We start from the raw sequence: 16983 nt of genomic DNA on the forward strand, positions 1-16983 counted from the left end.
CCCAAACCCGGGGCGTGCTTCATTCCGATGGTGGGACGTACCCCTGGGCGACGTCGGCGCCGTCGCCGAAGAAATGCTTTTCCATCTGGCGCGCCAAGTACTGGCGGGCGCGCGCATCAGCCAAATTCAGCCGGTTTTCATTGACCAGCATCGTCTGCTGCTTGAGCCATGCGGCCCAGGCTTCCTTGCTGACTTTTTCCCAGATGCGTTTGCCGAGTTCTCCGGGATAAGGGGGAAAGTCGAGACCTTCAGCCTCTTTGCCGAGCTTGATGCACTGGATCATGCGTGCCATTTGGGTGCCTTTGGGGTGTCTTTAGTTGATTTCGCTATTTAGAACTGAGAACTCGGTTGTTCTCGATTCCATATGCCGTATCCAGAATACGCTGCTTCAGCTTTATGCCATTTACGAGCACTAGACCATGAGCCTTCGCCGCGACTTTATCAAGCTTTCCCTGGGTGCCGCCGCTGCTGCGGGCATCGCCCTGACGTCATTGCCGTCGTTTGCGCAGGGCGTGACGCTGCTCAACGTGTCATACGACCCGACGCGCGAACTGTACGTCGACTACAACCACGTCTTCGCCAAGTACTGGAAGGCCAAGACCGGCCAGGACGTGACGATCAAGCAATCGCACGGCGGCTCCGGCAAGCAGGCGCGCTCGATCATCGACGGCCTGGACGCCGATGTCGCGACGCTGGCGCTGGCCGGCGACACCGACGCGCTCGTCACGCACGGCGGCCTCGTCAAGCCGGACTGGCAGAAGCGCCTGCCGAACAACTCGGCACCCTACACCTCGACCATCGTCTTCCTCGTGAAGAAGGGAAATCCCAAAGGCTTGAAGGACTGGGACGACCTGGTGAAGCCCGGCGTGCAGGTGATCACCCCCAACCCGAAGACCTCCGGTGGCGCGCGCTGGAACTACCTCGCCGCCTGGGAATTCGCCAAGCGCAAGTACGGCGGCGACGACAAGGCCAAGGACTTCGTGAGCAAGCTCTACAAGAACGTGCCCGTGCTCGACACCGGCGCGCGCGGCTCGACCATCACCTTCGTGCAGCGTGGCGTGGGCGATGTGCTGTTGGCCTGGGAGAACGAGGCCTTCCTTGCGCTGAAGGAATTCGGGCCGGAGAAGTACGACATCGTCGTGCCTTCGGTCAGCATCCTCGCCGAGCCGACCGTGACCGTGGTCGACAAGGTCGTCGACAAGAAGGGCACGCGCGCCGTGGCGGAGGAATACCTGAAGTACCTGTACTCGGACGAAGGCCAGGACGTGGTCGGCCGCAACTACTACCGTCCGACCTCGGAGAAGGCGAAGGCGAAGTACGAGAAGCAGTTCCCGAAACTCACGCTGTTCACGATCGATGACGCCTTTGGCGGCTGGACGAAGGCCGACAAGACGCACTTCGCGGATGGCGGCACGTTCGATCAAATCTATCTGAACAAGTGACGCGCGAGCGGACATGAGTGTGCTTTTGATTGCCGGTAGCCCTTCCGCGCCTTCGCGCTCGGCCGTCCTGCTCGACGCCGTGGCGGCGCGGCTTGCGGAGCGCGAGGTGCCTGTGGATCGACTCGCGATCCGGGAACTCGCTGCGCATGCCCTGCTGCTGGGGGAGGCTTCGCATCCTTCGGTGCAGCACGCGGTGGAGCAGGTCCGGCGGGCCGATGTGATCGTCATCGCGACGCCGGTCTACAAGGCTGCCTACAGCGGTGTGCTGAAGGTGTTCCTCGACCTGCTGCCGCAGTCCGCGCTCAAGGGCAAGACGGTGCTGCCGCTGGCCACCGGCGGCAGTCCGCATCACATGCTGGCGCTCGACTATGCGCTGCGGCCGGTCCTGCAGTCGCTGGCCGCGCGGCACATCCTGCCGGGCGTCTATGCAACCGATGGGCAGGTGACGCTGCAGCCCGAAGGGGCCTATCAGCTGCAGGCCGATCTCGCGCAGCGGCTCGACGATGCCGTCGAGACCCTTGCGAACGAAGGGCTCAAGTTGCCGGCGACCTGGGGCTTCGAGCCGGTGGCCTTCTCGCGCGTGCGATGTAGCGTCTGACGGTTCGTCCGTCTCCGCAGCGCCCGTAGCGGCGCTTCGTCCATCCAACTCCCGTTCCGATCTTTTCGGCCGCTGCGCGGCCCGGGGCGAACTCCGTCTGAAAGAAGCTCATGCCATCTTCGATAACACGCCGACAACTGATCCAGGGCGCTGCCACATCCATCGCGCTGCCTGCACTGGGTGCATGGGCGCAGGCGCCGGCACGCCAAACCGAACGCCAGCTTCGCGTCGGCAACCAGAAGGGGCAATTGAGTCTGCTCAAGAGTCGCGGCACGCTGGAGAAGCGACTGGCGCCGCTGGGCGTCACGGTCAAGTGGACCGAGTTCGCCGCAGGGCCGGTGCAGCTCGAAGCGCTCAATGTCGGCTCGATCGACTTCGGCGATGTGGGCGAGGCGCCGCCGATCTTTGCGCAGGCGGCCGGTGCACCGCTGGCCTATGTGGCCGCCACGGTGCAGCGGCCGCAGGCCGAAGCGGTGCTGGTTCCGCAGGATTCATCGATTCGGACAGTGGCAGACCTGAAGGGCAAGAAGATCGCGCTCAACAAGGGCAGCAACGTTCACTACTTCATCGTCAAGCTGTTCGAGAAGTCGGGTTTGGCGTACAGCGACCTGAAGCTCGTCTTCCTGCCGCCCGCCGATGCGCGCGCCGCGTTCGAGAAGGGCTCGGTCGATGCCTGGGTGATCTGGGATCCGTTCCTCGCGTCGGCCGAGAAATCGCTCGGTGCGCGGATCCTGGCCGATGCGAGCGGCGTGGTCGGCAATCGAGGCTATTACTTCTCGTCGCTCGACTATGTCGCGAAGAACCCGGATGTCTTGGCCGCAGTGACCGAGGAGATCAACCGCGTCGACCAGTGGGCCGCTGCCAACAAGGACGCCTATGCAACGGAGTTGTCGGCGATCTGGGGCCTTCCCAAGCCCGTGGTGGACGTGACGGTCGCGCGCTCGGCCTACGGCACGACGCCAATCACCAAGGCGATCCTCGGCGAGCAGCAGCAGATCGCGGACACCTTCTTCGCTCTCGGATTGATCCCGCGAAAGATCCGCGTGTTCGACGCCGCTGCGGCCAACATCGCCTGACCGCACGGAGGCTTCGCCATGACCGCTTTGCATCCGAACGCGTCCGCCCCGCGCCGTCGCCTGCTGCAGTTGCTTGCGCTCACCGCAGGGACCTGGGGACTGGGTGGACCCATTGCCTTGGCACAGCCGGCGGGCTCGTCGCCGCCAGCCGAGGCTTTGCAGCAGCTGAGAATCGGCTATCAGAAATCCGCCGCCAACCTGGTGATCGTCAAGCAATCGGGCTGGCTCGAAAAGCGCTTTCCGAACACCAGGATCGGGTGGATCGAATTCCCCGCAGGCCCGCAGTTGCTCGAAGCGCTGTCGGTCGGCAGCCTGGAATTCGGTCTCACCGGTGACTCGCCGCCGGTCTTCGCGCAGGCGGCCGGCAAGGATCTCGTCTACGTCGGCGCCGAGCCGCCCAAGCCCGACAGCTCGGCAGTGCTCGTGCTGAAGGATTCGCCGCTCAAGACGCTGCCCGACCTCAAGGGCCGCAAGGTGGCGTTGCAGAAGGGGTCGAGCGCGCACTTCCTGCTGGTGCGTGCGGTCGAGAAGGCCGGCCTGCAATGGAGCGACATCCAGCCCATCTACCTCGCGCCGGCCGATGCGCGCGCCGCCTTCGAGCGCGGAAGCGTCGACGCCTGGGCGATCTGGGATCCGTTCTACGCCGCGACCGAACTCGCGATCCAGCCGCGCGCGCTGGCCACGGGGCGCGGGCTTTCGAACAACAACTCGTTCTACCTGGCCTCGCGCACGCTCGCCGAAAAGCATCCGGCGGTGATCAACGCGCTCTTCGAAGAACTGACGCGCGCCGATCGGCTCGTGCAGCAGGATCGGCCGGCCGCCATCAAGCTCATTGCCGATTTCAGCGGGCTCGACGCGGGCATCGTGAGCCTGTTTCTCCAGCGGCGACCGCCTTCGCCGGTCGGCCCGATCCAGCCCGTGACGACTGCCGACCAGCAACGCGTCGCGGATGCCTTTCACAAGCTCGGTCTCATTCCCAAGCCCGTGGAGGTTGCGCGGATCGTCTGGCACCCCGACGCCCCCAAACCTTGAAAGCACATGACGATGAACATCTTCTGGTTCCTCCCCACCCACGGCGACAGCCGCTATCTCGGCACCACCGAGGGCGCGCGTTCGGTCGACCTGCCCTACCTGCAGCAGATTGCCGGCGCGGCCGACAAGCTCGGCTACGAAGGCGTGCTGATCCCGACGGGGCGCTCGTGCGAAGACCCCTGGGTGATCGCATCGAGCCTGATCGGCGCGACGACGCGGCTCAAGTTCCTTGTCGCGGTGCGACCGGGCCTGCACCAACCGAGCCTTGCCGCGCGGATGGCCGCGACCTTCGACCGACTCTCCGGTGGACGCGTGCTGGTGAACCTCGTGACGGGCGGCGACCAGGCTGAGCTCGAGGGCGACGGCGTGTTCCTCGACCATGCTTCGCGCTACGAGCAATCGGCCGAGTTCATCCGCATCTGGCGCGAGATCATCGCTCGCAGCCATGAAGGCAAGAGCTTCGACTACGACGGCAAGCACCTGAGCGTGAAGGGCGCGAAGCTGCTGTTCCCGCCGACGCAAAAGCCGTATCCGCCGGTGTGGTTCGGTGGCTCGTCGGCAGCGGCGCACGAGTTGGCTGCCGAGCAGGTCGATGCGTACCTCACCTGGGGCGAGCCGCCCGCTGAGGTGGCGAAGAAGATCGCCGACGTCCGCGAGCGCGCAGCGAAATATGTGGACGGCGGTGGGGGCCGCACCGTGAAGTTCGGCATCCGCCTGCACGTCATCGTGCGCGAGACCGAAGACGAAGCATGGCGCGCCGCCGAAACGCTGATCAGCCGTGTCGACGATGAAACGGTGATCCGGGCGCAGAGTGCTTTTGCGCGCATGGATTCCGAAGGCCAGCGACGCATGGCCGCGCTGCACGCGGGCGGCGCGAAGCGCACGCGCGCCGATCTGGAAATCAGCCCGAACCTGTGGGCCGGCGTGGGCCTGGTGCGCGGTGGTGCAGGCACGGCGCTGGTGGGCGATCCGAAGACGGTCGCAGCGCGCATCGAGGAATACGCCTCGCTCGGCATCGAGAGCTTCATCCTCTCGGGCTACCCGCACCTGGAGGAGTCCTATCGCTTCGCCGAATTGGTGTTTCCGCTGCTGCCGCGCAAGCAGCGCCCTGGCTTGTCGGGCGAGACGCTGACCGGCCCCTTCGGCGAGGTGGTCGCCAATCTCGATGCGCCTTCGCGTCTGCTGTCGCAGAGCTGAACAAGCGCAGCCAAAGGATTCTCATGACAGAACAAGTACGGACCTTGCCCGCGCCCACATCTCCGTCGGTGCCTTCGCTCAACGCCGTCAAAGGCTTCGGAACTTCCGTCGCGAAGCGCCTCGTGCCGTGGCTGGTGCCCGTGGGCCTGGTCGCAGCGTGGCAGATCGCCTCGTCTCTCGGATGGCTCTCGACACGCGTGTTGCCCGCACCCGTCGATGTGATCAAGGCGGCCTGGTCGCTCGCCGCGTCCGGTGAACTGTGGACGCACGTGAAAGTGAGCGCCGGGCGCGCGCTGGGCGGCCTCGCCATCGGCGGCGGCCTCGGACTCGCGCTGGGGCTGCTCACGGGCTCGGTGCGCTTCTTCGAGACCCTGCTCGATTCGACCATCCAGATGGTGCGCAACATCCCGGCGCTGGCGCTGATCCCGCTGGTGATCCTGTGGTTCGGCATCGACGAATCGGCCAAGTTGTTCCTGATCTCGGTGTCGGTGTTCTTTCCGATCTATCTCAACACCTTCCACGGCATCCGCAATGTCGACCCGCAATTGATCGAGATGGGCCGGACCTACGGGCTCACGCGCTGGCAGCTCTACAAGGAAGTGATTCTTCCGGGCGCGATGTCGTCGATCCTCGTCGGACTGCGCTTCTCGCTGGGCTTGATGTGGGTGATCCTGATCGTGGCCGAGACCATCTCCGCGCAATCCGGCATCGGCTATCTCACGATGAATGCACGCGAGTTCTTGCAGACCGACGTCGTGCTCGTGGGCATCCTGCTCTACGCGCTGCTGGGCAAGCTGGCCGATCTCTTTGCGCGCGGGCTGGAACGCTGGTGGTTGCGGTGGCATCCGGGCTACCAGGTCGCGAAGTGAAATTGAAGAGGAGAACACCATGAGCGCCGTCCCCCAATCCATTCACACCGATTCCGAAGCGCCCGCCGGCGTCCGGCTCGAGATTCGCGGCCTGTCGAAGCGCTACGGCGAGCGCGAAGTGCTGCGCAACACCCAGCTCACGGTCGAGCCTGGCCAGTTCATCGCGATCGTCGGTCGCAGCGGATGCGGCAAGAGCACGTTGTTGCGACTGATCGCCGGTCTCGAAGAGTCCTCCGAAGGTGCGCTCTACACGGACGGGAAGGCTGTGGATGGGCTGCACGACGACACGCGGATCATGTTCCAGGAGGCGCGCCTGCTGCCGTGGCGACGGGTGCTCGACAACGTGACGCTGGGCCCGTCGGCGCAGAGCAGGCCGCGTGGCGAGGAAGTGCTGGCGCAGGTTGGCCTTGCCGAGCGCAGGAACGAGTGGCCGGCGCGGCTTTCCGGCGGGCAGCGGCAACGCGTCTCTCTGGCGCGCGCGCTGGTGCATCACCCGCGCCTGCTGCTGCTCGACGAACCGTTGGGCGCGCTCGACGCGCTGACGCGCATCGAGATGCACCGCCTCATCGAGAACCTCTGGCAAAGGCATCGCTTCACCGCGCTGCTGGTCACGCACGATGTGCAGGAGGCGGTGGCGCTGGCGGATCGCGTGATCCTGATCGAGGATGGCCGCATCGCGCTGGACGAGAACATCGCGCTGGCGCGGCCACGCTCGCAGGGCGATGCGGCCTTTGCGGCGCTCGAGAAGCGCATCCTCGATCGGGTCCTGCAAAAGCCGGAAGGGCCCGAAGCCGAACCTGCAAACGACACCCGCTGGGCGGACGGTCCCGCGCACGTGCTGCGCTGGGCGGTCTGACCCTCTCATTCATTCATCTTTTCAACCGAAGGAGCTTTCCATGTCCATCCAAGCCATCAACGTCCGCAACCAATTCAAGGGCAAGGTCCGCGAAATCATCCGGGGCGACGTCGTCTCCGAAGTCGATGTCGAGACCGCCTGGGGCATCGTGACCTCGGTCATCACCACGCGCTCGGTCGACGAACTCCAGCTCAAGCCGGGTTCCGAAGTGGTCGCGCTGGTGAAGTCGACCGAGGTGTCGATCGCCAAGCTCTAATACGGGGATGATTCAACTCTCAGACATTCATCAGATCTACGATGGCCCGAGCGGGCCGGTCGAGGCCCTCAAAGGCATCGACCTGACGGTGGCGCCGGGCGAAGTGTTCGGCGTGATCGGGCGCAGCGGCGCGGGCAAGAGCTCGCTCGTGCGCACCATCAATCTCCTCAATCGCCCGGTGCGCGGCAGCGTGCGGGTGGACGGGCGCGAGCTCACGGCGTTGAACGATGTCGATCTGCGCGCCGCGCGGCAAGGCATCGGCATGATCTTCCAGCACTTCAATCTGCTGGCCTCGCGCACGGTCTACGACAACGTGGCATTGCCGCTCGAACTCGCGGGCCTGCGTCCGTCGGAAATCAAGGGGCGGGTCGATCCGCTGCTGGAACTGGTGGGCCTCACCGGGCTGCGTGACCGCTATCCGGCACAAATCAGCGGCGGCCAGAAGCAGCGGGTGGGCATTGCGCGCGCGCTGGCCAATCGGCCGAAGGTGCTGCTCTCGGACGAGGCCACCTCGGCGCTGGACCCCGAGACCACGCGGTCAATCCTCGCGCTGCTGCAGCAGATCAATCGCGAGTTCGGCCTGACCATCGTGCTCATCACGCATGAGATGCAGGTCATCAAGCAGCTCGCACAGCAGGTGGCGGTGATCGACCACGGCCGCATCGTGGAGCAGGGCGCCGTGCTCGATGTCTTCACGCGGCCGCAGCACGAGACGACGCGCAGCCTGCTCGACGACATCGCGCCGCAGGAACTGCCTGAAAGCGTGCTGGCGCGCATCCGCGCGCTGATGCAGGACGGCAGTGCACAGTCGCCGCAGCTGCTGCGCCTGGCCTTCGCGGGCGACGATGCGGCGGACCAGCCGCTGCTGTCGCAAGTGATCCGACGCTTTGGTATCGACTTGTCGATCGTGCACGGTCAGGTCGACGAGATCCAGGGGCGGCCCTTCGGCTCCCTGGCCGTGCTGGCACGCGGTGCGGGCGAGTCGGTGGCCTCGGCCGTCGCCTATCTGCGCGGTGCCGGCGTGGTGGTGCAGGAGGTGGCCCATGTTTGACGTCTTCACCGGTCCCATGCTGGAGCTCTTCGCGACCTCGCTGTGGGAGACCATCGTGATGGTCGGCATCTCGGGCCTGATCGGCGCGTTGGTCGGCGTGCCGCTCGGCGTCTACCTGCATCTCACGGACACGGGTGGCGTGCTGGAGAATCGGCCCGCCAACCGGATCGTCGGCGCCATCGTGAACGCGGTGCGCTCCACGCCTTTCATCATCCTGCTGGTGGCGATCATTCCGCTGACGCGCTTGCTGACCGGCTCGTCGATCGGCACCGCGGCGGCCGTGGTGCCGTTGAGCCTTGCCGCCGCCCCCTTCGTTGCGCGACTGGTCGAGACCTCGCTGCGCGAGGTCGATCGCGGCCTGGTCGAAGCGGCGCAGGCCATGGGCGCGACCACGCGACAGATCGTCTGGAAGGTGCTGTTGCCCGAAGCACTGCCCGGCATCGTGGCCGGCGTGACGATATCCTTCGTGAGTCTCACCGGCTACTCCGCGATGGCGGGCGCGATCGGCGGCGGCGGGCTGGGCGATCTCGGCATCCGCTACGGCTACCAGCGCTTCCTTCCCGAGGTGATGCTCGCCGTGGTGGTCGTGCTGATCCTGTTCGTGCAGGCGCTGCAGAGCGGCGGCGACTGGTTGGTGCGCAAGCTCAGCCACAAATGATTTTTTTCTCTCTCCTCTCTCCCCTATTTCTCGCACAAGGACCACGTTTCATGATTCATCCCAAACGCAAGCTTCTTCAATCGGTCGTCGCACTGGCGATCGTGTCGGGCTTTGCGGCCGTGCCCGCCCTCGCGCAGGACAAGCCGATCAAGGTCGGCGTCACCGGCGGCCCGCACGCGCAGATCTTCGAGCAGGTCAAGAAGGTTGCCGAAAAGGACGGTCTCAAGATCCAGATCGTCGAATTCAGCGACTACGTGCAACCCAACGCCGCACTCGCCGCGGGCGACCTCGATGCCAACAGCTACCAGCACAAGCCGTACCTCGACCAGCAGGTCAAGGACCGCAACTACAAGCTCGTGGATGTGGCCTATACGGTCAACTTCCCGATCGGCATCTATTCGAAGAAGGTCAAGAACCTGAAGGACCTGAAGGAGGGCGCGCGCTTCGGGATCCCGAACGACCCGACCAACGGCGGCCGCGTTTTGCTCGTGCTGCAGGACCAGGGCCTGATCAAGCTCAAGCCCGAGGCCGGCCTCAAGGCCACGCCGCTGGACGTGATCGAGAACCCCAAGAAGATCAAGTTCGTCGAAGTCGATGCCGCCCAACTGCCGCGCACGCTCGACGACCTCGACGCCGCAGGCATCAACACCAACTACGCGCTTTCCGCCGGACTCAACCCGGGCAAGGATGCGATCGCCAAGGAAAGCGCGAAGAGCCCCTACGTCAACATCCTGGTCGTGCGCGAGCAGGACAAGAGCAAGCCCTGGGTCGCCAAGCTGGTGAAGGCCTATCACTCCGAAGAGGTGCGGAACTACATCCAGAACGAGTTCAAGGGCTCGGTGCTGGCGAGCTGGTAAGTCCGGGGCGGCCGGGTTTTCGGGTAGAAACCCGGTCGCCGTGGGGTTTTGTGCGATGGTGCATGGTCGAGCCCCCACTACCGGAGGAATGGCATGTCCCTTTTCGATGTCAGTGTCATCGTCGCCGCCCTGCATGCGGCCCGCGACGAATGGCGCGACGCCCAGAAGCGATCGCGCGAACCCGGCAGTCGCGAATTTCCGTCGCGCGATGCGCTGGCAGGCGTCGTCGAGTCGCTGAAGGGCGCGCTTTTCCCGATGCGGCTCGGGCCGCCCGAGCTTCGCAGCGAGAGCGAAGACTTCTATGTCGGCTACACGCTCGATGCGGCGCTTCAATCGCTGCTTGTGCAAGCGAGGCTGGAACTGCTCTACACCGCGCGCCACCAGCCGCGTGCTCCCGAAGAAATCGATGCGCAGGCCACGGCGGCGATCCGCGAGTTCGCGGCTGCGCTGCCGGGCATCCGGCGGCTGCTGGATGGCGACGTGCTCGCAGCATTCCAGGGCGACCCCGCGGCGCGCAGCGTGGATGAAGTGCTGCTGTGCTATCCGGGCATCCTCGCGATGATTCACCACCGTCTCGCGCATCGGTTGTACGGGCTCGGACTGCCGCTGCTGGCGCGCATCGTGGCCGAACTGGCGCACGGGCAGACGGGCATCGACATCCATCCGGGCGCGCAGATCGACGCCGGATTCTTCATCGACCACGGCACGGGCGTCGTGATCGGCGAGACCGCCGTCATCGGCAAACGCGTTCGCATCTACCAGGCGGTGACGCTCGGCGCCAAGCGCTTTCCGACGGACGTCGAGGGCAATCTGCAGAAGGGCCTGCCGCGCCACCCGGTCGTGCAGGACGACGTGGTCATCTACGCCGGCGCGACGATCCTGGGCCGTGTGACGCTGGGGAAGGGCGCGACCATCGGCGGCAACGTGTGGATCACGGATGACGTGCCGCCCGGCGCCAACGTGACGCAGGCCAGTCTTGCGCGCTCCGCATAATTCATTTCGACTTCCTTCAACCACCGTCAAGGAGTTTTCATGGCCCAGAAAAAAATTGCCGTCGTCATCGGCAGCCTGCGCAAGGATTCGTTCAACCGCAAGCTCGCGCTTGCCATCGCGCATCTCGCACCCTCGGATTTCACCTTCGAGCACGTGCAGATCGACGACCTTCCGCTCTACAACCAGGACCAGGACGGCAATCAGGCGCCGGCAGTCAAGCGGCTCAAGACCGAGATCGCCGCGGCTGACGGCGTGCTGTTCGTGACGCCCGAATACAACCGCGCGATTCCCGGCGTGTTGAAGAACGCCATCGACAACGCATCGCGCCCGTACGGCCAGAGTGCCTGGGCGGGCAAGCCTGCGGGCGTGATCGGCATCTCCGTCGGCCAGATCGGCACCGCTGTCGCCCAGCAGCAGTTGCGCACCGTGCTGGCCTATCTCGACATGCCGACGCTCGGCCAGCCCGAGGTCTTCCTGCAGAACAAGGAAGGCATGTTCGACGACAAGGGTCATATCGCCGAAGGCAGCAAGCAGTTTCTTCAGAGCTGGGTCGACAAGTACGTGGCCTGGATCAACGACCACTCGAAGTAGGCGAGCGAGGGCGAAGCACCTCAGTCCCCGATGAGCGCGAGCACGCGCAGGGGACTGCCTGATCCGCCCTGAATCTTCAGCGGTGCTGCCCAGATCATGGCGCCCCGTGCCGGCAGCTGATGGAGGTTGGTCAGGCATTGCAGCCCGTACCGATTGGCGCCGTGCATCAGTGTGTGACACGGGTAGGGCAGCGGCCAGGAGTGGGCTTGGCCCGCGTCGGTGTTGATGGTTTCCACGCCGAATCCGTGCACATTGCGGTGTCTGATGAGCCATTCCACCGTTTCCTGCGTAGGGCCCGGCGTGTGTGCGCCGTCCTCTCGAAGATTCAGGAACGCGGCCGGATCGTTCGCGCGCCGCGACCAGTCCGTGCGAAACAGCACCCAGGCGCCGGCCGGAATACGGCCCTGCCGTGACTCCCAGGCTTCGAGAAAGGCCACGGTCAGCAGCCAGTCGGGATTGGCAGCGACTTCGGCGCTGGCATCGACCACCACCGCGGGCGCGACGAAATTCCGGGCGTCGATGGTGTCCACGCTGTTGTTCGGATGATCCTTGCCGCTGATCCAGTGCACCGGTGCGTCGAAGTGCGTGCCGGTGTGCTCGCCGCACGAGAAGTTGTTCCAGTACCAGCCCGGACCCGCCTCGTCGTAGTGCGAGATCTTCTCCATCTTGAAGCCCCAGACCTGCCCGAACTGAGGCGGTAATTGCAACGCCGGAAAGTCCGGCGACAAGGTCTGGGTGAGGTCGATGATGCGGACGCGGCCTTCGAGCAAATCAGTTGCGAGACGGTCAAGGGTGGCATGTGCCATGGGTGCGGATCTCCGTGGGATGCGTGGGATGCGTGGGATGAGCGGGAAGGGTGGGAGGGGCGGGAAGGCGCAAGGGCGTGTAGCCCGTTTTCCAGTAGACGAGGGCTCCGTCGTTGGGTGCGTCGGTGCGTATCCCACGCACGCGGCCGAGCACGACGCAATGGCCATGACGCTCGAAGCATTCCTCGATTTCGCAGGCGAAGGCCGCAGTCGCGCCGTCGAGCAGCCAAGCGTCTTCGACGAGATGCCATGTCGATCGCTCGTAGCGCCCTTCGGCCTGGATGCCGTCGCGCCCCGAGAAGCGCTCAGCCACCATCTGCTGGTGCTCGGCCAGAACGTTGACGCCAAAGCGTCCGTGCTCGCGCATCAAGGGCCAGGATGAAGAGGCGGCATTGACGGACACGAGCAGCACTGCCGGTTCGACCGACAGCGAGACGACGGATGTGGCAGTGAACCCCGTGCGTGCGCCGAAGGCGCCTACGGTGATGACGCTCACACCGCCGGCCAGCCGTCGCATGGCCGTGCGGAAGGCGTGACCGTCGACCGGAACGGGCGTGTCAAGCATCGCGGAGGCCATGGGCGCGGAGGATCGGGAGGACCATGTCCCGGAAATACGGGAACTCTTCGACGTAGTCCACGAAGGACAACGTGGTTCCGCTGAACCCCGCTTCAGCGAGGCTGATGATTCCCTGGGCCACTTGCTCCGGCGTGCCGACAAGCGGAAATCCCCCGTGGCCCGCCGCCATGCGATCGCGGATCAGGGCCAGCAGATCGTGAGGGAACGATTGAGCGTGCGCGAACTGGAGATTGACCAGGTTGTCGACGGCTGCCCAATCCGCATGTTGCTGACCGAAATGCGAGAGATAGGCGCGTGCTTCCGCCTCGGTGGGCCGGCAGACCACGTGCGAGAAGGTCAGCACTCCGACGTTACGCCCCTTGGCATTGGCCGAGCTTCGCAGTTCGCTGACTTCGTCCTTCGAGCGCGCAAGATCGATGGCCGGCGTGAAAAGGAAGTTGGCGTTGCGCGTGGCGAATTCGCGTCCGAGCCCCGAGCCTGCCGCGTTGAGGATCGGCGGCAATCCGCCGTAGGGCTTCGGATGGCTGTGAATGCCCTTGAGCTGGAAATGCGCGCCATCCCAGTCGAAGATGCCCGGGTCTTGCCACAGCTTGCGCACGAGCTGATACCACTCTTCGGCATACGCGTAGCGTGTCTCGTGGTCGGGCGGAAGCTTCAGGCCCAGCGCCTCGTACTCTGGGTTGTTCCAGCCGGCGACGATGTTCAGGCCGGCGCGGCCCTGGCCGAGTTGGTCGATGGTCGCGATCTGCTTGGCCACGACCACCGGATGGTTGGCCGCGGTATGGGTGGTGGCGAACACCGTCAACTGCTTCGTCTGCGCGACCAGCCCGGTTGCCCAGGTCACGGTTTCCAGGACGTCGCCATGGAAATTGGTGTCGCCGCCGTAGCCGATCCAGCGCGCGATGGGCAGCATGAAGTCGATGCCCGCATCGTCGAGCAGGCGGGCGAGCTTCAGGTTGTTGTCCCAGGTGTTCTGCCAGCGTTCCGGCACCTTGGTGACGGACATGCCGCTGGAGCAGTTGGAGGCGAAGGTGCCGAGCAGGAAGTGCTTGCGCTGCAGGAGGGGAGTAGGTTGGATTGGCATGGGGCGTGCATGTGTGGACTTGGACGGGTTCACGATAGGGACGCGGCGCCAGGGCGGTGTCCCGGGCGCGCAAGCGCTGTCCCATGAGTGCAAGTCTTTGTGCCGCCGTGCCATGCAGGAGCAGGGTGGGCGAGGGTTATCCCCGAAGTCCGACCTCGGCGCGAGCGCCCAGTATCGGGATTGGGGATCGCCGAAAAGCGTTTCGAAACCAGACTGTCCGGAGAGCGCGTGATTCAAGCTTCAGTTGCTCCAGTTGCCCGGGGCCCCCTGCCTCACATTGGCCACTTTCAGACTTCAGATCTCGATGAAGCGCGCAGCCGCGTCACGCAGGTGTTCTGCGATCACAAGCTGTCGGTCATCGGCAGTCGCCAGCGCGTCAAGGCGTCGATGCACTACCGCGGCATCGGGGCGCTGGGATTGGGGCGCATGGGCTACGGCGCGACCGTGGCGATCGACCCGGGGCAACTGCAGAGCTTCTACCTGATCCAGATCCTTCTGCAAGGGAGCGAAGGCGTGCGCACGGCGGGCGAGACGGTGCAGTCGACAAACGCCGTCGCGTCGGTCGTCAGTCCCAGCGAGCCGATGACGATGCTCCACCACGAGGGCTGCGAGAAGCTCTTCGTGCGGGTGGAGCGCGCTGCGCTCGAAAAGCAATGTGCCGGCCACCTCGGCCGGCCTTTGCGTGAGCCGGTCGTCTTCGCGCCGGGGATGGCGCTCGATCAACCGCGCGCCGCGGCATGGGTGGGTTGGGTTCGCTGGTTGTTCGAGGAACTCGGCGACGATCTCTCGAAAAGTTCGCCCTGGGTCGATTCCCCGCTGCTCGCTTCGCAGATCGAACAGGCCGGCATCGCCGCGCTGCTGCAATGCCAGCCGCATTCGTACAGTGAAGTGCTCGGCGCGTCTGAGCACAGCGTCTCACCGGGTTTCGTGCGGCGCGCGGAAGCCTACGTCGACGAGCATGCGCACGAGCCAATTTCGGTTGCGGAGCTCGCCAGGCATGTGGGTGTCAGCACCCGCGCGCTGTTTCTCGGATTCCGAAAGTACAGGACCACTACGCCGATGCGCCACATCGCGGATGTACGCATGGCGCGCGTGCGCGACGAGCTGTCGCAAGGGCGCCTGCCTGGCGAAACCGTTCGCGATGTCGCCTTGCGATGGGGCTTCGCCCACCTCGGGCATTTCAGCGCACGCTACCGCGAGAAATACGGGGAACTGCCGTCCCAAACGCTGAACCGCTGAGACCTTGCGGTGTCAGCGGTTCTTGGCGGAGCACCGTCAGCCGGTGCGCGATGAGTGACGTGGATTACGCGGCCAGCGTCGCGACGTCCTGATTGGCGGCCTTGCCGGTCGCCACGGCGATCTCGGCGCGCGCAGCGGTGATGGCGGAAGCCTTGGCCGCATCACCCATGCCCAGGCCTTCAGCGCGCACGAAGCGAACGTCGGTGATGCCGAAGAAGCCGAAGATCACCTTCAGATAGCTTTCCTGGTGTTCCATCGCCTGGCCGCCTTCGCTCGTCGAGTACATGCCGCCACGGGTCGAGGCCACGATCACGGTCTTGCCGGTCGCGAGGCCGACCGGGCCCTTGTCGGTGTACTTGAAGGTGCGGCCGGCTTGCGCGAGGCGGTCGATCCAGGCCTTGAGCTGGGTCGGCACCGTGAAGTTGTAGAGCGGGGCGCCGACGACGATGACATCCGCCGCCAGGAATTGCGTCACCAGCCGCTCGGACACTTCGTTTTCACGGCGTTGGGCTTCTGTGGGCTGCGCCTGGACGCCGACCTTGATGCCGAGCGCGTCGGCGGTGAAATGGTTGGGGGTGTCCACTGCGAGGTCGAGGTAGTCGACGGTCGTGTGGGGATGGGCCTTGCGCCAATCGGCCACGATTTCGGCGGTCAGTTGGCGCGAAACGGAGTTGGTACCCAGGACGCTGGAGTCGACGTGCAGCAGTTTCATGATCGATGATCTTTCTTGAACAGTTGCCGGCGCTGAAATCGGTCGGCGTGGGAAGAATTCTATTTTTGTAGCGATTGCTTGATAAGTAAGCAAAAATGGCTTAATTCGTTCCATGGATAGGACAGTCGACCATGCAAGACCTCAACGACATGGTGTTTTTTGCCGAGGTGGCGGAGCGTGGTGGCTTTGCGGCGGCCAGCCGCGCGCTGGGCATTCCGAAGTCGCGTTTGTCACGCCGCGTCGCCGATCTGGAGGCGCAACTCGGCGTTCAACTGATGCAGCGCAGCACGCGGCGGCTGTCGCTCACGTCTGCCGGCGAGCTCTATCTGAAGCACTGCGCGGCCATGCGCGATGCGGCCCAGGCGGCTGCCGAGGCCGTTGCACAAGTCCAGACGGAGCCGCGAGGCACCGTACGCCTGAGCTGTCCGGTGACGCTGGCACAGAGCAGTGTCGGCCCTTTGCTGCCGCGTTTCATGGCGCTCTATCCAGCCGTCCGTGTCGAGATGCGCGTGCTGAACCGGCCGGTCGATCTGATCGAGGAGGGCGTCGACCTTGCGTTGCGCGTGCGGCCCGAGGTAGAGGACAGTGCCACGCTCGTCGCGAAGATTTTCGGCATCAGCCGGGGCATCCTGGTCGGCAATCCTGATCAGCTCCAGCGGCAAGGGCCGGTGCTGGTGCCGACGGATCTGTCGAAGCTCGACACCGTGTCGATGTCCACTGGCGACGGCCGGACCAACTGGCGCCTGGAAGGGCCAGCCGGCAAGGTGACCGTGCATTCGCACGTACCGCGCTACGTTGCCGATGACCTCCTGACACTCAAGTTCGCAGTGGTGCAGGGCACGGGCGTGTCGGTGCTGCCCGACTACATGTGCCGAAACGAGCTCAAGACGGGAAAACTGGTCGAGGTGCTGCCAGGCTGGGGACCGACGCCGGGCATCACTCACATGATGTTCCCGGCGCGACGGGCGCTGGTGCCGGCCGTGCGGCGGCTGATCGATTTCCTGGTCGAAAACCTCGACAGCGATGAGCCTCACGACCTGGCCGGCTGATCTGCTTATGCGAAAAATGCCATATTCAAACAAGTAGATA

At 65.0% G+C, this 16983-nt stretch carries 20 protein-coding genes; 15 read left to right on the forward strand and 5 right to left on the reverse strand.

From position 1 onward, the window contains the following. Window positions 1-19 precede the first annotated feature (19 nt). Entirely contained in the window at window positions 20-292 is a 273-nt protein-coding gene (locus AC1DN9_RS17995; protein WP_478102535.1) for an oxidative damage protection protein, read from the reverse strand. Between the two features lie 127 nt (window positions 293-419). On the opposite strand from AC1DN9_RS17995, the gene AC1DN9_RS18000 reads away from it, so the two are divergent. The 13 genes from AC1DN9_RS18000 to AC1DN9_RS18060 all read left to right on the forward strand — a co-directional run bounded on the left by AC1DN9_RS18000 (window position 420) and on the right by AC1DN9_RS18060 (window position 11476). Next, window positions 420-1442, forward strand: coding sequence for a sulfate ABC transporter substrate-binding protein (locus AC1DN9_RS18000; RefSeq protein ID WP_478102537.1), 1023 nt, complete (start codon window positions 420-422; stop codon window positions 1440-1442). Window positions 1443-1455: 13 nt separating this feature from the next. Further along, window positions 1456-2040 (forward strand): NADPH-dependent FMN reductase, encoded by a 585-nt coding sequence (gene ssuE, locus AC1DN9_RS18005; RefSeq protein ID WP_478102539.1) that lies wholly within the window; start codon window positions 1456-1458, stop codon window positions 2038-2040. A 110-nt stretch (window positions 2041-2150) separates the two neighbouring features. Then, window positions 2151-3116, forward strand: a complete 966-nt coding sequence (locus AC1DN9_RS18010) for a sulfonate ABC transporter substrate-binding protein (RefSeq protein WP_478102541.1) — start codon at window positions 2151-2153, stop codon at window positions 3114-3116. 18 nt (window positions 3117-3134) lie between these two features. Next, on the forward strand, window positions 3135-4148 hold the full coding sequence (locus AC1DN9_RS18015) for a sulfonate ABC transporter substrate-binding protein (RefSeq protein WP_478102543.1): 1014 nt from the start codon (window positions 3135-3137) through the stop codon (window positions 4146-4148). Window positions 4149-4160: 12 nt separating this feature from the next. Beyond that, on the forward strand, window positions 4161-5345 hold the full coding sequence (gene ssuD / locus AC1DN9_RS18020) for an FMNH2-dependent alkanesulfonate monooxygenase (protein WP_478102801.1): 1185 nt from the start codon (window positions 4161-4163) through the stop codon (window positions 5343-5345). A 23-nt stretch (window positions 5346-5368) separates the two neighbouring features. Beyond that, a complete protein-coding gene (ssuC, locus tag AC1DN9_RS18025) occupies window positions 5369-6214 on the forward strand; it encodes an aliphatic sulfonate ABC transporter permease SsuC (protein ID WP_478102544.1) in 846 nt (281 codons plus the stop codon). Window positions 6215-6233: 19 nt separating this feature from the next. Then, window positions 6234-7070: an ATP-binding cassette domain-containing protein gene (locus AC1DN9_RS18030; protein ID WP_478102546.1), complete on the forward strand. Its 837-nt coding sequence runs from the start codon at window positions 6234-6236 to the stop codon at window positions 7068-7070. Window positions 7071-7110: 40 nt separating this feature from the next. Continuing rightward, a complete protein-coding gene (locus AC1DN9_RS18035; protein WP_478102548.1) occupies window positions 7111-7326 on the forward strand; it encodes a TOBE domain-containing protein in 216 nt (71 codons plus the stop codon). Between the two features lie 7 nt (window positions 7327-7333). Further along, window positions 7334-8377, forward strand: coding sequence for a methionine ABC transporter ATP-binding protein (locus tag AC1DN9_RS18040; protein ID WP_478102550.1), 1044 nt, complete (start codon window positions 7334-7336; stop codon window positions 8375-8377). Continuing rightward, window positions 8370-9035, forward strand: coding sequence for a methionine ABC transporter permease (locus tag AC1DN9_RS18045; RefSeq protein ID WP_478102552.1), 666 nt, complete (start codon window positions 8370-8372; stop codon window positions 9033-9035). The genes AC1DN9_RS18040 and AC1DN9_RS18045 overlap by 8 nt, the downstream gene beginning before the upstream one ends. 50 nt (window positions 9036-9085) lie before the next feature. Next, a complete protein-coding gene (locus tag AC1DN9_RS18050) occupies window positions 9086-9892 on the forward strand; it encodes a MetQ/NlpA family ABC transporter substrate-binding protein (RefSeq protein ID WP_478102554.1) in 807 nt (268 codons plus the stop codon). Window positions 9893-9985: 93 nt separating this feature from the next. Next, complete coding sequence (gene epsC, locus AC1DN9_RS18055; protein ID WP_478102556.1) at window positions 9986-10885, forward strand: serine O-acetyltransferase EpsC; 900 nt, start codon at window positions 9986-9988, stop codon at window positions 10883-10885. 39 nt (window positions 10886-10924) lie between these two features. After that, entirely contained in the window at window positions 10925-11476 is a 552-nt protein-coding gene (locus AC1DN9_RS18060; RefSeq protein WP_478102557.1) for an NADPH-dependent FMN reductase, read from the forward strand. Window positions 11477-11496: 20 nt separating this feature from the next. On the opposite strand, the gene AC1DN9_RS18065 is transcribed toward AC1DN9_RS18060, so the two are convergent. From AC1DN9_RS18065 to AC1DN9_RS18075, 3 genes are read right to left on the reverse strand one after another with little or no spacing between them, the layout of a single operon-like run. Then, a complete protein-coding gene (locus AC1DN9_RS18065) occupies window positions 11497-12282 on the reverse strand; it encodes a cyclase family protein (RefSeq protein WP_478102559.1) in 786 nt (261 codons plus the stop codon). After that, window positions 12263-12859, reverse strand: a complete 597-nt coding sequence (locus AC1DN9_RS18070) for a flavin reductase family protein (RefSeq protein WP_478102561.1) — start codon at window positions 12857-12859, stop codon at window positions 12263-12265. Before AC1DN9_RS18070 ends, AC1DN9_RS18065 begins: the two co-directional genes overlap by 20 nt. Beyond that, window positions 12840-13943: an LLM class flavin-dependent oxidoreductase gene (locus AC1DN9_RS18075; RefSeq protein ID WP_478102563.1), complete on the reverse strand. Its 1104-nt coding sequence runs from the start codon at window positions 13941-13943 to the stop codon at window positions 12840-12842. The genes AC1DN9_RS18070 and AC1DN9_RS18075 overlap by 20 nt, the downstream gene beginning before the upstream one ends. A 228-nt stretch (window positions 13944-14171) precedes the next feature. Here AC1DN9_RS18075 and AC1DN9_RS18080 point away from each other — a divergent pair, with 228 nt between their 5' ends. Continuing rightward, entirely contained in the window at window positions 14172-15182 is a 1011-nt protein-coding gene (locus AC1DN9_RS18080; protein WP_478102565.1) for an AraC family transcriptional regulator, read from the forward strand. A gap of 64 nt (window positions 15183-15246) precedes the next feature. On the opposite strand, the gene AC1DN9_RS18085 is transcribed toward AC1DN9_RS18080, so the two are convergent. Next, the gene (locus AC1DN9_RS18085; RefSeq protein WP_478102567.1) at window positions 15247-15894 is read right to left on the reverse strand and encodes an FMN-dependent NADH-azoreductase; all 648 of its coding nucleotides are present in this window, start codon (window positions 15892-15894) and stop codon (window positions 15247-15249) included. A 131-nt stretch (window positions 15895-16025) separates the two neighbouring features. Between AC1DN9_RS18085 and AC1DN9_RS18090 the strand changes: the two genes are divergently transcribed. Further along, on the forward strand, window positions 16026-16943 hold the full coding sequence (locus tag AC1DN9_RS18090; RefSeq protein ID WP_478102568.1) for a LysR family transcriptional regulator: 918 nt from the start codon (window positions 16026-16028) through the stop codon (window positions 16941-16943). The last annotated feature ends 40 nt before the right edge of the window (window positions 16944-16983 follow it).

The sequence above is a fragment of the Variovorax sp. 05L425 genome, from assembly GCF_056397705.1.